This is a genomic window from Aeromonas schubertii (genome assembly GCF_000820105.1).
Lineage (GTDB): Bacteria > Pseudomonadota > Gammaproteobacteria > Enterobacterales > Aeromonadaceae > Aeromonas > Aeromonas schubertii.
In genome coordinates this window covers 22,725-36,934 of the sequence record NZ_CDDB01000039.1, presented here as the reverse complement: position 1 = coordinate 36,934, position 14,210 = coordinate 22,725, and the positions used below count along the sequence as shown (strand labels likewise).

The 14,210-nt window shown below is 62.4% G+C and carries 11 protein-coding genes; 8 read left to right on the top strand and 3 right to left on the bottom strand.

Features of this window, described 5'->3' with window-relative positions; translation table 11 throughout:
- Positions 1–3 precede the first annotated feature (3 nt).
- The 8 genes from BN1133_RS07185 to BN1133_RS07150 all read left to right on the top strand — a co-directional run bounded on the left by BN1133_RS07185 (position 4) and on the right by BN1133_RS07150 (position 10,546).
- Positions 4–453, top strand: a complete 450-nt coding sequence (locus tag BN1133_RS07185; RefSeq protein WP_050665861.1) for an NUDIX domain-containing protein — start codon at positions 4–6, stop codon at positions 451–453.
- 87 nt (positions 454–540) lie between these two features.
- Complete coding sequence (gene mnmA, locus BN1133_RS07180; RefSeq protein WP_050665860.1) at positions 541–1,644, top strand: tRNA 2-thiouridine(34) synthase MnmA; 1,104 nt, start codon at positions 541–543, stop codon at positions 1,642–1,644.
- 24 nt (positions 1,645–1,668) lie between these two features.
- A complete protein-coding gene (gene hflD, locus BN1133_RS07175) occupies positions 1,669–2,283 on the top strand; it encodes a high frequency lysogenization protein HflD (protein ID WP_050665859.1) in 615 nt (204 codons plus the stop codon).
- Positions 2,284–2,317: 34 nt separating this feature from the next.
- Positions 2,318–3,688, top strand: coding sequence for an adenylosuccinate lyase (gene purB / locus BN1133_RS07170; RefSeq protein ID WP_050665858.1), 1,371 nt, complete (start codon positions 2,318–2,320; stop codon positions 3,686–3,688).
- Positions 3,689–3,751: 63 nt separating this feature from the next.
- Positions 3,752–4,882, top strand: coding sequence for a ribosomal protein uL16 3-hydroxylase (locus tag BN1133_RS07165; RefSeq protein ID WP_050665857.1), 1,131 nt, complete (start codon positions 3,752–3,754; stop codon positions 4,880–4,882).
- A gap of 136 nt (positions 4,883–5,018) precedes the next feature.
- Positions 5,019–5,402: a hypothetical protein gene (locus tag BN1133_RS07160; RefSeq protein WP_050665856.1), complete on the top strand. Its 384-nt coding sequence runs from the start codon at positions 5,019–5,021 to the stop codon at positions 5,400–5,402.
- A 153-nt stretch (positions 5,403–5,555) separates the two neighbouring features.
- Positions 5,556–9,419: a hybrid sensor histidine kinase/response regulator gene (locus BN1133_RS07155; protein ID WP_050665855.1), complete on the top strand. Its 3,864-nt coding sequence runs from the start codon at positions 5,556–5,558 to the stop codon at positions 9,417–9,419.
- Complete coding sequence (locus tag BN1133_RS07150; RefSeq protein ID WP_050665854.1) at positions 9,416–10,546, top strand: hybrid sensor histidine kinase/response regulator; 1,131 nt, start codon at positions 9,416–9,418, stop codon at positions 10,544–10,546. The genes BN1133_RS07155 and BN1133_RS07150 overlap by 4 nt, the downstream gene beginning before the upstream one ends.
- 4 nt (positions 10,547–10,550) lie before the next feature.
- Here BN1133_RS07150 and tyrA read toward each other — a convergent pair whose 3' ends face one another.
- The 3 genes from tyrA to glpQ form a co-directional block, all read right to left on the bottom strand.
- Positions 10,551–11,678, bottom strand: a complete 1,128-nt coding sequence (gene tyrA / locus BN1133_RS07145) for a bifunctional chorismate mutase/prephenate dehydrogenase (RefSeq protein ID WP_050665853.1) — start codon at positions 11,676–11,678, stop codon at positions 10,551–10,553.
- A gap of 57 nt (positions 11,679–11,735) precedes the next feature.
- Positions 11,736–12,812: a 3-deoxy-7-phosphoheptulonate synthase gene (locus BN1133_RS07140; protein ID WP_050665852.1), complete on the bottom strand. Its 1,077-nt coding sequence runs from the start codon at positions 12,810–12,812 to the stop codon at positions 11,736–11,738.
- Positions 12,813–13,081: 269 nt separating this feature from the next.
- Entirely contained in the window at positions 13,082–14,155 is a 1,074-nt protein-coding gene (gene glpQ, locus BN1133_RS07135) for a glycerophosphodiester phosphodiesterase (RefSeq protein ID WP_050665851.1), read from the bottom strand.
- Positions 14,156–14,210 lie beyond the last annotated feature (55 nt).

The window sequence follows — 14,210 nt, the reverse complement described above, 5'->3', positions numbered from 1 at the left end:
GCCATGGAGACCCGGCTCACGGTCGCCGCCCTGGTCCACTGGCAGGGGCGCTTTCTGATGGTAGAGGAAGAGATAGAAGGCGAGCGCCGCTTCAACCAGCCCGCCGGTCATGTGGAAGAGGGAGAGACCCTGATAGAGGCGGTGTGCCGGGAGCTGCGCGAAGAGAGCGGTCTGGTGGCCAGCCCGGGCGCCTGGCTCGGGGCCAGCCTGTTTCGTCCCCGCGACGGCGCCGCCACCTTCGTGCGCTTTGCATTTATCTTCGAGCTTGAAAACCCGCCCGGCGACCACCATCCAGAGGATCCCGACGGAGATGTGCTCGCCTGTCACTGGTGGAGTATCGGCGAGCTCGCCGCCCACCGCGGTGCCCTGCGCAGCCCTCTGGTGTGGCAGACCGTCGAGAACTATCTGGCCGGCACCCGCCTGCCCCTGCAGGCGCTACAGGCTCATCTGTAGCCCGGCAGCGAAACTCAGCGCGATATGACCCGGGGCGTCAAATTCTGATAGAATGCGCCCCGTTAATTTCAAGGATTTCCATTACTGATGACAGACAACAGCCAAATCAAGGTGATCGTCGGCATGTCCGGCGGCGTGGACTCTTCCGTCTCGGCCTACCTGCTCAAGCAACAGGGCTACCAGGTCGAAGGCCTGTTCATGAAGAACTGGGAAGAGGACGACACGGACGAGTACTGCTCTGCCGCCCAGGATTTGGCTGATGCCAAGGCCGTCTGCGACAAGCTCGGCATCGAACTGCACACCATCAACTTCGCCGCCGAATACTGGGACAACGTTTTCGAGCACTTCCTCGAGGAGTACAAGGCCGGTCGCACGCCGAACCCGGACATCCTGTGCAACAAGGAGATTAAGTTCAAGGCGTTCCTGGAGTTTGCCGCCGAGGAGCTGGGGGCCACCTACATCGCCACCGGCCACTATGTGCGCCGTGACGACAGCACAGGCCGCCCGCGCCTGCTGCGCGGCCTCGACGGCAACAAGGATCAGAGCTACTTCCTCTACACCTTGAGCGAGGCCCAGGTCGGCCAGAGCCTGTTCCCGGTCGGCGACCTGGAAAAGCCCGAGGTGCGCCGCATCGCCGAAGAGCTGGGATTGGTCACCGCCAAGAAGAAGGATTCCACCGGGATCTGCTTCATCGGCGAGCGCAAGTTCAAGGACTTCCTGGCCCAGTATCTGCCGGCCAGGCCGGGCCCCATTGAAACCGTGGATGGCAAGATCATCGGCGAGCATCAGGGGCTCATGTACCATACCCTGGGTCAGCGCAAGGGATTGGGCATCGGCGGCCTGAAAGACGCCGGCGACGAGCCCTGGTACGTGGTCGACAAAGAGGTGGCGCGCAACACGCTGGTGGTGGCGCAAGGGGAGCACCCGCGCCTCTACTCCGACGGCCTCATCGCGAGCCAGTTGCACTGGGTCGATCGCACCCCGATCCGCGAGCCCCGCCGTGCCACCGTCAAGACCCGCTATCGCCAGCAGGACATCCCCTGCCTCATCGAGCCCATCGACGATCTGACCATCCGCGTCACCTTCGATGAGCCGGTGGCCGCCGTCACCCCGGGCCAGTCTGCCGTCTTCTACGACGGGGAAGAGTGTCTCGGTGGCGGCGTCATCGAGCAGCGTTTCCGCCACCCCTGACCACATCACCACAAGGGACGACACGTGAGCGACAAGTATCAAGACAGAACCATGGCGTTCGCCGGCATCTGCCAGGCGGCCGCCCTGGTGCAACAGGTGGCCCGTAACGGCGCCTGCGACGAGGCCTCCCTGCGCGAGAGCCTCTCCAGCATTCTGGTGACCAATCCGAGCCAGCCACTCGAGGTCTATAACAACACCCATCTGGCCATTCGCGACGGCTACCGCGCCCTGGTCGAGCAACTCGGCGCCGACGGCAGCCAGAAGAATGCCGAGCTGACCCGTTACGTGGTCAGCCTGATCGCCCTGGAGCGCAAGCTGGCCAAACGCAAGGATCTGCTGGGCATGCTGAGCGAGCGGATCGGCCAGATCGACCGACAGCTGCAGCATTTCGATCTGCTCGACGAGCAGATCGTCTCCAACATGGCGAGCATCTACAGCGACCTTATCAGCCCGATAGGCCCGCGCATCCAGGTGGCAGGCACCCCGCTGTATCTGCAGCAGCCCATGGTGCAGCACAAGGTGCGCGCCCTGCTGCTGGCCGGTATCCGCGCCGTGGTGCTGTGGCGCCAGGTCGGCGGTAGCCGCAGCCAGATCATCTTCGCCCGCAAGAAGATGGTGGAGCTCGCCAAGCGATACTGATTTCCCCCCACACAAACCATCAGGAGTTCACCACATGGAACTGTCAGCGCTGACTGCTGTTTCCCCCATCGATGGCCGTTACGGCGACAAGGCGGCCGAGCTGCGCCCCCTCTTCTCCGAATACGGCCTGCTGCGTTTTCGCGTTGAAGTGGAAGTGCGCTGGCTGCAGAAGCTGGCCAGTCACGCCGGGATTCCGGAAGTACCCGCCTTCAGCCGCGATGCCAACGCACTGCTCGACGGGATCGTCAGTGGCTTTTGTGAGGCTGATGCCGCCCGCATCAAGGAGATCGAGCGCACCACCAATCACGATGTGAAGGCGGTCGAGTACTTCCTGAAGGAAAAAGTGTCGCAGCTGCCGGAGCTGGAGGCGGTCTCCGAGTTCATCCACTTCGCCTGCACCTCCGAAGACATCAACAACAACTCCCACGGCCTGATGCTCAAGACCGCCCGCGAGACCGTCATCAAGCCCTATTGCGAGAAGCTGATTGGCGAGATCAAGCGCCTGGCACACGAATACCGTGACCTGCCGCTGCTGTCGCGCACCCACGGTCAGCCGGCCACCCCGAGCACCATGGGCAAGGAAATGGCCAACGTCGCCTATCGCCTGGAGCGCCAGCTCAAGCAGATCATGGCGGTCGAGCTCCTCGGCAAGATCAACGGCGCCGTGGGTAACTACAACGCCCACATCAGTGCCTATCCGCTCGTTGACTGGCACCAGTTCTCCGAGGAGTTCGTTACTTCTCTGGGCCTGACCTGGAACCCCTACACCACCCAGATCGAGCCGCACGACTACATCGCCGAGCTGTTTGACGCCCTGGCACGCTTTAATACCATCCTCATCGACTTCGATCGCGACGTGTGGGGCTACATCTCCCTGGGCCACTTCAAGCAGCGCACCGTGGCGGGCGAGATCGGCTCCTCCACCATGCCGCACAAGGTCAACCCGATCGACTTCGAGAACTCCGAGGGCAATCTGGGCCTGGCCAACGCCGTGTTCCAGCACCTGGCCTCCAAGCTGCCCATCTCCCGCTGGCAACGCGATCTCACCGACTCGACCGTACTGCGCAACCTGGGCGTGGCCGTGGGCTACTCCCTGATTGCCTACCAGGCGACCCTCAAGGGGATCTCCAAGCTGGAAGCCAACGGCGCCGCCATGGCCGCCGATCTGGACGCCAACTGGGAAGTGCTGGCCGAGCCGATCCAGACCGTGATGCGCCGCTACGGCATCGAGAAACCCTACGAGAAGCTCAAAGAGCTGACCCGTGGCCGCCGCGTCGACGCCGAGGGGATGCGCACCTTTATCGACACCCTCGAGCTGCCCGACGCGGTGAAGGTGGAGCTCAAGAAGCTGACCCCGGCCAACTACATAGGCGCCGCCCAGCGTCTGGTGGACGAGCTCAAGTAAGCGTCCATTATCCTAAAGGGGCCCGCCGGGCCCCTTTGCCATAGACCAATCCGAAGAGACACCATGTACGAACTCAATCTCGACATCGCCCACTTTCTCGAGCACTACTGGCAGAAGCGCCCGCTCCTTATCAAGGGCGGTTTCAAGGACTTTGCCGATCCCATCACCCCGGACGAGCTGGCAGGCCTGGCCATGGAGCAGGAGGTGGAATCCCGCCTGGTGACCCGCTTCGACGGCAAGTGGGATGCCTCCCACGGCCCCTTCGAAGCCTATGACCACCTGGGCGAGGAGAACTGGACCGTGCTGGTGCAGGCGTGCAACCACTGGGCCCCCGAGGTGAACGAGCTGGCCATTCCGTTCCAGTTCATTCCCGGTTGGCGCTTTGACGACGTCATGGTGAGCTTCTCCACCCCGGGGGGCGGTGTCGGCCCCCACATCGACAACTACGACGTCTTTATCACCCAGGGGGTGGGCCGCCGCCACTGGCGGGTCGGTGACGCCCTGGCCCTGAGCGAGTTCGCCGCCCACGGCGCCCTGCGCCACTGCGAGGCGTTCGACGCCATCATCGATGCGGTGCTGGAGCCGGGCGACATCCTCTACATCCCGCCCGGGTTCCCCCATGAGGGCTATGCGGTCGAGCCCTCCATGAACTACTCGGTGGGCTTTCGCGCCCCCGATGCACGCGATCTGCTCTCCCTGTTTGCCGATCACCTGATCGACAACGAGATCGCCACCGAGCGCTACACAGACCCGGACCTCAAGGCCCGCGAGCGCCATGGGGAGATCCAGCCCCATGAGCTGCACCGCCTGCGCGAGCTGATGCAGCACGCCCTAGACGATGACGCCCTGCTCAAGGAGTGGTTCGGCGCCATGATCTCCGACGCCAAGCACGATCTCGACGTGGTGCCGGTCGACCCGGACTACAGCGAAGAGGAGGTGGCCAACCTGCTGGCTGCCGGCGAGCCGGCCATCCGGGTGCCGGGCCTGCGCTGCGTCTGGTTTAGCGGCGCCACCGACACCTGCTACATCGACGGCGAGGCCTGGCGCCTGCCGAGCGAAGACCCGGCCGCCATTTCCCTCTTGTGCGATCGGGATGTGGTGACCCAGAGCGACATGGTGACTCTCGAGGATCAGGCCGGCTTCCTGACCCTCTTCACCCGCCTGGTCAACCGTGGCTACTGGTTCTTCGACTAAGGCTATGGATGCAACAAGGGCGCCTGACGGCGCCCTTTTTCTTCTGGCAAGCTGAACCCGGCCTTGCTGGCGGGTGGGTTGGCGCTGGCTGTCGCGCTCAATAATCGTACAATGGACGCCTCACAAGGAGACATTCATGCAGATCACCCCTCTCCCCCAGCCGGTTCCCTCTCTGACGCCCGAGCAGCGCAACCGCGCCGAGAATCAGGCCCTCGACAAGCGGGCCGAGCAACAGGCTGCGGCCAGCGCCAAGCAAGAGGCCAAGCGCACCCTGGCGGTAGACTACACGGAGCAGCGCCAGAACAAGGCGGCCATGGAGCGCTATCTGGAAGCGAGCGGCAACGCCAGCACCCCGTCGCCTGCGCCCGAGCCTGCCGACATCTATCAGGCCAGCCGGCAGTTGCAGCGCCAGGAGCGCCTGAGTCAGGCGGTCAGCGCGGCCCAATCGAGCCTTGGTGAACGCATCATCGACCTCTATCAGGGGCGCCCCGAGCCCTACCTGATCGATACCCGGGCCTAAACCAGGAAAGGGCGCCGTCAGGCGCCCTTTTCTTTATTACTGCTTTCTCCGACTCCCCGGCCCGAAAGCGCCGGTGCCCCCAACAGTGCGTGCCGTCCCACTGCCCGAACAGACCCCTTCTATACTCTGATGGACCTCACCGGAGAAGTATCCATGCGTTCCATCAAGGCGGTTTCACTTCTGCTCTTCATCCTCATCAGCGCCCTGCTCATTTACCTTCTCTTGCTGTCGTGGCGGTTGGACCATCAGCAGCGCACCCTGAACCAGATCTACTATCAGTCGGCCGACCGACTGGCGCTGGCCCAGGAGATCCGCAGCAGCTCCGATCATCTGAGCAAATTTGCAAGGGCCTATGCCGTCACCGGTGAGGTGCGCTTCCGGCAGCTCTTTAACTATGTGCTGGCGGTGCGCAACGGTCAGATGCCCCGTCAGGAAGGGCACAGTTTTGGCTTCTGGGATCAGGCGGCCATCCCCGGGTTTACCCTCCCGCCCCCAAGTGCTGAGCGCGCCTATCCCAGCCTGCAGAAAGCGCTCGACAACGCCGGCCTGTCGACCCTGGAATTGCTGCTGCTCAAACAGTCGCTGAACACCTCGGATGCCCTGGTGGGCATGGAGCGGCGAGCCTTCGATGCCGTACAGGGGATTGGAACACCGGATGGCAAACCGGATCTGCAAACGGCCACCCGCTTGCTCTTCTCCGATGAGTACTTCAACGAGAAGTGGCGCATCATGCAGCCTCTCGGTGAGTTTTATACGGCCTTGACCGAACGCAATCTGCAGCGCCAGCAGCAGGCTGAGCAACAACTGGCCAGCTTTGCCCGACAGCAGCAGGCGGGACTGTTGCTGCTTCTGCTGGCCACCCTGTGTGCTTTTGCCATCATCTGGCGCTGGTACCTCTCCCCCCTGGCCAGGATGCAGGAGCGCCTCATCCGGCGAGTCAGTGCCCATGACTATCATGCCGAAGAGGAGAGCTGGCATCAGGGGGAGCTGGGCGCCCTGGCCCAGGCCCAGAACCAGCTCCTGCGTGAGGTGGGGCGGCAGCTGGATAACAACCGTCTGCTCAAGGAGTTCTCCGACGCCAGCCGGGGCTGTGAGAGTGCCGCCGAGTTTGGTAACCGGGTGATCCAGTTCCTGCTTGCCCGCTTCAATGTCCCCCTGGCCGGTCTCTACCTGTGGGAGCAGGAGCGACTGGTGCGCTGTGCCGGCATCGGCTATGGAGGGGGAGCCGAGCAACAGATGGTCGAGGGTAGCCTGCAACTGAGGCTGCTGCACAATCGCACCCCCTATCGCCTCACCGATCTGCAGGAGCACTGCACCCTTCCCATGCTGGGGGGAACCCTCACCTTGAGCGAGATCCATTTCTTTCCGCTCTGGAGTAATGACAGGCCCCTCGGGTTACTCGAGCTTGGCATGCTGGGAGCCCTGGACGAAGAGCGCCAACAGTGGCTGACCCTGCTCTGCAAGGATCTCGAAGTGGGTCTCAAGCTGACTCTTAACCAGCAACAACAGATGAGGGCCGAGCAGCGGGTCTCAGAGCAACTTCGTTTCACCCAGCAGGTACTCAACGCCATCCCCAACCCCATGTACTATCTGGATCGGCAACAACAGCTGCTCGGCGTCAATACCGCCTTCGCCGACTTCTGTGGCCAAGCCCAGGAGAGCCTCATCGGCATGCCACTGGGCGCCCTCTTCCCCGTGGGGGATGCCTTCCTCGACAACCACACCCCCCTGTTACAGGAAGCCGCCGCCATCCACTATGAGCTGACCCTGCCGGATCCGGCCGGCGAGCCCCATCAGATGAGCATCTATGAAGCCACCTATCTGGGCAGTGACAATCAGCCAGAGGGGATAGTGGGCCTGCTGGTCGATATCACCGAGCAGAAGGCGCTCGAGCAGGCCCTGCGCCAGGCCAAGGATGTGGCCGATGAGGCCTCGCAGGCCAAGGGAGAGTTCCTGGCCAACATGAGCCACGAGATCCGCACCCCCATGAACGCCATCATCGGCATGGCCCAGCTGGCAATGATGAGCGATCTAAATCCCAAACAGCAGCACTACGTGGGCAAGATAGATCAGGCAGCCAAGTCCCTGCTCGGCATCATCAACGATGTGCTGGACTTCTCCAAGGTCGAGGCCGGGCGCCTCCAACTGGAGCAGACCGACTTCCAGCTCGACGAGGTGCTCGACAACCTCGGGAACATGTTGGGACAGAGGGCACAGGAGAAGGGGATCGAGCTGCTGTTTGATATCGACCCCACCATGCCCCAGGCGTTGATCGGCGATCCCCTGCGGCTGGGGCAGATCCTGATCAACCTCTGCGGCAATGCGGTCAAGTTCACCGAGCGCGGTGATGTCGTGCTGCGAATCCAACCCAGGGAGCAGGATGAAGAGCACGTTCGGGTCCACTTCGAGATCCGTGACAGTGGCATCGGCATGACCCCGGAGCAGCTCGGCCGCCTCTTCCAGTCCTTCTCCCAGGCCGATGGCAGCATCACCCGCCGCTATGGGGGCACCGGACTGGGGCTCACCATCGCCAAGCACCTGGTCGAGCTGATGGGCGGCGAGATCCGCGTCACCAGCACTCCCGAAGTGGGCTCCTGCTTTTCCTTCGATCTCAGGCTTGGATTGCAAAGTGCCAAGGCCCGCCAATATGTCACCAGTCTCAATGAACTCAACGGCATGCATGCCCTGGTGGTCGATGACAACCCCCTGGCCAGAGAGATCATGCAGAGCCTGCTGCAAGCCATGGGGTTGACTGTCACCCTGGCCGAAGATGGCGACGGAGCCATTCGTCAGGTGCGCAGTCGGCCCTTTGCGGTGGTCTTCATGGATTGGCAGCTGCCTGGCATGGACGGGCTGGAGGCCTGCCAGCAGATCCGCCCCCTCGCCCCCGACTGCAAACTGGTGCTGGTCACCGCCCACAGCCGCGAGCTGGCACTGCAGAGCCACAACGAGATCGATGCCCTCATCATCAAACCGGTCAACCCCTCGGTGCTCTTCAACTGCCTTGCCGATCTCTTTCACCATCCTCAGCCTCTCCCCAGCGGGAGCGAGAGCCAGCCCCTCCCCACCCTGGCCGGTGCCCGACTGTTATTGGTGGAAGACAACCCAACCAACCAGGAGATCGCCGTGGGATTGCTCGAGCCACACGGAGCCCGCGTGCAGATCGCCAATCATGGTGAGGAGGCGCTGGCCTGGCTGGGGCGCGAGACATTCGATCTGGTGCTCATGGATATGCAGATGCCGGTGCTTGACGGGGTCAGTGCGACACGCCGGATCAGGGACAATCCCGCCTGGCGCAGCCTGCCCATCATCGCCATGACCGCCAATGCCATGCACCAGGATGTGGAGCGCTGCCTCGAATGCGGCATGAATGACCACATCGGCAAGCCCATCGATGTGAAGGAGATGCTGGCCAAAATAGCCAAGTGGCTACCTAAGGCGGCCGACAAGATCATGGCGCTGCCCTTGCTGGCCGAGGAAGAGGCACTCTCCCGCTTCTGCGGAGACAAGGGGCGCTGGCTGCAGAGCCTGGAGCGTTTTGTCGACCAGCTGGAGCAGGAGAGCGGGCAGGCGAGAGCGCTGCTGGAAGGAGACGATCGGATGGCCCTGGCCCGTTATGCCCACGGCATCAAGGGCGCGGCCGCCAATCTGGGGGCCACCCGCCTCGCGCTCTGGGCCGGTGAGGTGGAAGAGCTAAGTCGCAGTGATGCCCCCCCCGACGTCGACGCCTACCCCCGACTGGAGGCCGAGCTTGCCGACCTGCGCCACATCCTGCCCACCAGGGCCCCGCAGGGCACAGGCGAATGCAGCCACTCCCTCAGGGAGGCACTTAAGGCACTGCTTCCCTTGCTGACAAGCGGGGAAGCCAGCGCCAAGACAAGGCTAGAGGCACTCAAACAGCGCAGTGCCGAGTGGCCCGCCGAGCTTGCCCCTCTGGAGAGCCTGATCCACCACTATGACTTCGAGCAGGCCAGCCTGTGGCTCACCCACTGGCTGGCCGAGGACGAGAATCCATGAGTACCATCCTTATCGTTGATGACGCCCCCATCAATCTCGACATTCTTCATCACCTGCTCGAGCAGGAGGGGTATGGGGTGCGGGTCGCCAGCAATGGCCGACAGGCGATCCGCAGCATGGAGCAGTCACTGCCCGATCTGGTCATCATGGACATCAACATGCCGGAGATGGATGGCTTCGAGGCCTGCCGACGGATAAAGAGCCGCCCAGACCTGTGGGGCACCCCGGTCATCTTCATCAGTGCCAGCAGCGATATCGAGTCCCTCGACACCGCCTTTCAGTCCGGCGGCTGTGACTATATCAGCAAGCCCTTTCACCCACTCGAGGTGATGGCCAGGGTCCGCAATCAACTGCGCCTCAAGGAGTTCAACCGCCAGCAGGCCCGCATTCAGCTCTACCAGAGCCTGTTCCAACTGACCGCCGGCATCGCTCACGAGATCAATACCCCTCTGGGGATCTGTATCACCGCCTCGAGCTTTATCCATGGCGCGGGGGATCAGATCTCCCAGGCCATGGAGGGGGGCAAACTGGGCCAGAAGATGCTCAAACAACAGCTCGACGAGATCCGGGAGGGGGCACAACTGGTTGAAAACAGCCTGCAGCGGGTGGTGACACTCATCAATCGCTTCAAGGCGCTGGCCCAGGATCAGGATCCCCCCAAGAGCATCCGCTTCGATCCCCAGGAGGCCGCCGCCATGCTGGTTGCCGGGTTCGCCGAGGAGTTTCACCGCCAGGAGGTCGAGATGCAGGTGTCGGGCAACGCCACCCGGCTCACCTGCCCCCAGGGGCTCTTTCTCGATCTTCTGCAGGAACTGATCAGCAACAGCCTGGCCCACGCCGCCGTCACCCCGCTGCGGCTTGGGTTGACGCTGGATGAAGAGAACAACCAGCTACGGCTGCACTACTGGGACAACGGTGTCGGCATGTCGGCCGGGGAGCTGCCCCATCTGTTCGAACCCTTCTTCACCACCAAGCGCGGAGATCCGAGCCACTGTGGCCTGAGTGCCTGCCGCATTCATAATCTGGCGGAGAGTAATCTCGGGGGATCGCTGCAGGTATTCAGCCCCGGCGAGGGGCTGCATTACGAAATCCGGCTCCCCGTGAGGGACAACCCGGGTCAGGATTAACCCATTAGCCCAGGTGGCGCCTGTCGTTGGCCTGGGCCAGCAGCTGCTTGCTCTCGCGCAGGAATTGGCTGGCGTGCTCGCCGAAGTAATCAGCCACCCGGTTGAACGCCTCCACAAATCCCTCCCGTTGCCCCTGCTCGAGCAGGGCCAGGGAGCGGCCAAACTCTTCGTAGTAGCGACGGATCATGGCCAGATTTTGCGGTGACGAGAGGATGATGTCCGCATAGAGTGCCGGGTCTTGCGCAAACAGACGCCCCACCATGGCCAGCTCCAGCCGGTAGATGGGGGAGCTCAGACGCAGCAGCTGCTCCAGATCCGCCCCCTCCTCGGCCAGATGACGGCCATAGGCGAAAGTGGCGAAGTGGCGCAGGGCCTGGATCAGGGTCATGGCCTGGTCGTGCTCGGCGGCGCTCACCGCCACCAGACGCGCCCCCCAGATAGTCATCTGCTGGCAGAGCCACTCGCTTGCCAGAGGATCACGTCCGGCGCAGCAGACGATCACCTGCTTGGCCAGGCTCGCCACATCGGGACCAAACATGGGGTGCAGGCCGAGCACAGGCCCCGGGTGGGCCGCCAGCATGGCGGCCATGGGCCCCTGCTTGACGCTGGTGAGATCCACCAGCAGGCAATCTTCCGGCAGGCGCCCAAGCTGCCCGATCACCGCCTCTGTCACATCGATGGGCACCGCGACCATGACCATGCCGGCGTTGGCAAGCAGGCTTTCGCTATCTGCCCAATCCTCTTTCTCCAGCACCTCGACCCGGTAGCCAGAGAGACGCAGCATGTGTACAAACAGCCCGCCCAGGGCGCCGCCCCCTCCCACCACCACCACGTGGCGCAGATCGGGCTTGATGCACTTGAAACCGGTCTCCTTCTCGCTGGCGTACGACTCGCGCATGATGCGCCGCAGCACATCCTCGACAAGATCCCCGGGCACCCCGTGGGCCTCGGCCTCCTCCCGGCGGCGCGCCAGCATGGCCGCCTCCCGATCCGGGGCATAGATGGGCAGACCGTGGCGGCTCTTGACCTCTCCTACCTCCCCCACCAGCGCCAGGCGGCGGGCCAGCAGGGTCACCAGCTCCCTGTCCACCTCGTCAATCTTGTCCCGCAGGACATCCAGTTCTTTGGCCATGATCCCTTCTCTATCAGCAAGCAGGTCGCCCCGTGGCGACCCGGCCATTATTCAATGTCAGACCGGCTGACGTCGAGACTTAAGGGCCTCCCCCAGCTCGTGGTAGGCGCGTGCCAGCAGCTCGTCCGTGGTCGCCCAGCCGATGCAGGCATCGGTAATCGAGACTCCGTAGCGCATGCACTCGCGCGGCTGCTCGGAGGATTGGCTCCCCTCCTCGAGATGGGACTCGAGCATCAGGCCGATGATGGAGCGGTTCCCCTCCTGGATCTGATGGATGACGTTATCGGCCACCCTGGGTTGCAAGCGGTAATCCTTGTTGGAGTTGCCATGGCTGCAGTCGACCACCAGCCCGGGGGTCAGTCCGGCCTGAGCCATCGCCTCCTCGGCCAGGGAGACATTGACCGAGTCGTAGTTGGGATGCTTGCCCCCGCGCAGGATCACATGGCCATCCGGGTTGCCCTGGGTCTGCAGCAGGGCCACCTGCCCCTGCTGGTTGATCCCCATGAAGGCGTGGGGCGTCGCGGCAGAGCGCATGGCGTTGATGGCGGTGCCGAGATTGCCATCGGTGCCATTTTTGAACCCCACCGGCATGGAGAGACCGGAGGCCATCTCCCTGTGGGTCTGGGACTCGGTGGTGCGGGCCCCGATGGCCGACCAGGAGAAGAGTTCGGCCAGGTATTGGGGACTGATGGGGTCGAGCGCCTCGGTGGCCAGCGGCAGCTCCAGCTCGGCCAGCCAGCAGAGCAGCTCACGGGCACGATGCAATCCCAGCTCCACGTCGAAGGTACCATCCAGGTTGGGATCATTGATAAACCCCTTCCAGCCCACGGTGGTTCGCGGCTTCTCGAAGTAGACCCGCATCACAATATAGAGAGAGTCACGATAGGCATCATGCAAGGCCTTGAGTCGGGTTGCGTACTCCTTGGCGGCCTCCATATCGTGAATTGAGCAGGGACCGCAGATGACCAGCAGGCGGTGATCCCGGCGATGGATGATGTCAGAGATGGTCTGGCGCGCCCCCTGCACGAAGGCCAGGGCGTGCTCGGAGATGGGCAGCCTGCGCTTGAGCTCGGCCGGGGTGATCATCACCTGCTCGGAGTGGATATGGACGTTGTTGAGGGGATCTTTTTGCATGAGTGGACTCTCTCTTTCATGTAAACCACCGCGAAAAACCGTAAACATTAAATTACAATTGTTCACTCGCGACGACGCAACCGGAGTCCACATTAACAATCAAGCGATGAATGGCAAGATTAAATTCAATGAAATGGTTCAATAGCTTCTTTTTTACGCTACCAAGACCAGAAATAATCTCTTCACAGAATTCAAAACACCACCTTTGTATACTTAGATTTACAATCAAAAAGGGGCCCTCGGGCCCCTCGTGATCCGTGACTCACCGCTTACTTGCCGTTGTGGGCTCGAATCACCTCGACCGCCTTGTCGGGGAAGTCGCTAAACACACCGTCCACATCGGCCTGATAGAGGAAGATGTTGAGCAGATCGGTGAAGTCATTGGCATAGGCCGGCACCTGCCCCTGATCCTGACGGAAGGTATAGGGGTGGACCTTCAGACCGCTGGCATGGGCCTCCTTGACCAGGTTGGTGAAGGTGGGCTTACCCGGGGTACCCGGCTCGGGCACTATCATGGGTTTCCACGGACCCACCCCTTCGGCATAGGTGGCTATCTCTTTCATGGCACCGGGTTTGAACATCCAGTCATAGTTATAGGGCGTCGCCTTGCCCTTGGCGTCATAGACCATGGTCTCGTTCCAATCGGTCTCGGCCATCAGCTGTACCAACTTGAGATCCATGCCCATGGCCGGCATCAACTCACCGTTGATACGCTTGAGCTCGTCGGCGTCAAAACACTGCAGGTAGACCTTGTCGTCCTTACCGGTGTAGCCGTACTCCTTGAGCACCTTGAGCACCGCCCTGGAGATATCCTTGCCCTCGTGGCGGAACAGCCAGGGTGCCTTGATCTCGGGATAGATACCGACATTCTTGCCGGTGCTCTTGTTCATCCCCTGAATCATCTCGATCTCTTCCTGGAAGGTGTGGATCTTGAAGCTGGACTTCCAGAGGGGGAAGCGCGCCGGGTAGACGGGGACCTGCTTGCCATCGACCACCTGGAACGGCTCTGTCATGCGCAGGGAGCGGATCTCGTCCAGGGTGAAGTCGACCACATAGAAGCGGCCGTCAGGACGGGCACGCTTCGGGAAACGCTCGGCCACATCGGTGATGCCGTCGAGGAAGTGATCGTGCATCACCACCAGCTGGTCATCCTTGGTCATCACCAGATCCTGCTCCAGATAATCCACCCCCATGGCATAGGCCATGGCCTTGGACTCCAGGGTGTGCTCGGGCAGGTAACCGGAGGCGCCCCGGTGGGCGATGACAATCTTGCCCTCATCGGCAGCCAGGGCGGGGAAGGTAAGCGCAGTGCCCAGCGCGAGGGCTATCCATGTTTTCTTCATTGTTATGACTCTTCTTGTTGTGGTTGCTTGCAGGGTACAGAGGAAATGTGACGGC

Coding starts and splice junctions, on each gene's coding strand:
- BN1133_RS07150 (WP_050665854.1), top strand. CDS start 9,416: ATGAGTACCATCCTTATCGTTGATGACGCCCCCATCAATCTCGACATT.
- BN1133_RS07160 (WP_050665856.1), top strand. CDS start 5,019: ATGCAGATCACCCCTCTCCCCCAGCCGGTTCCCTCTCTGACGCCCGAG.
- BN1133_RS07140 (WP_050665852.1), bottom strand. CDS start 12,812: ATGCAAAAAGATCCCCTCAACAACGTCCATATCCACTCCGAGCAGGTG.
- mnmA (WP_050665860.1), top strand. CDS start 541: ATGACAGACAACAGCCAAATCAAGGTGATCGTCGGCATGTCCGGCGGC.
- tyrA (WP_050665853.1), bottom strand. CDS start 11,678: ATGGCCAAAGAACTGGATGTCCTGCGGGACAAGATTGACGAGGTGGAC.
- BN1133_RS07165 (WP_050665857.1), top strand. CDS start 3,752: ATGTACGAACTCAATCTCGACATCGCCCACTTTCTCGAGCACTACTGG.
- glpQ (WP_050665851.1), bottom strand. CDS start 14,155: ATGAAGAAAACATGGATAGCCCTCGCGCTGGGCACTGCGCTTACCTTC.
- purB (WP_050665858.1), top strand. CDS start 2,318: ATGGAACTGTCAGCGCTGACTGCTGTTTCCCCCATCGATGGCCGTTAC.
- BN1133_RS07185 (WP_050665861.1), top strand. CDS start 4: ATGGAGACCCGGCTCACGGTCGCCGCCCTGGTCCACTGGCAGGGGCGC.
- BN1133_RS07155 (WP_050665855.1), top strand. CDS start 5,556: ATGCGTTCCATCAAGGCGGTTTCACTTCTGCTCTTCATCCTCATCAGC.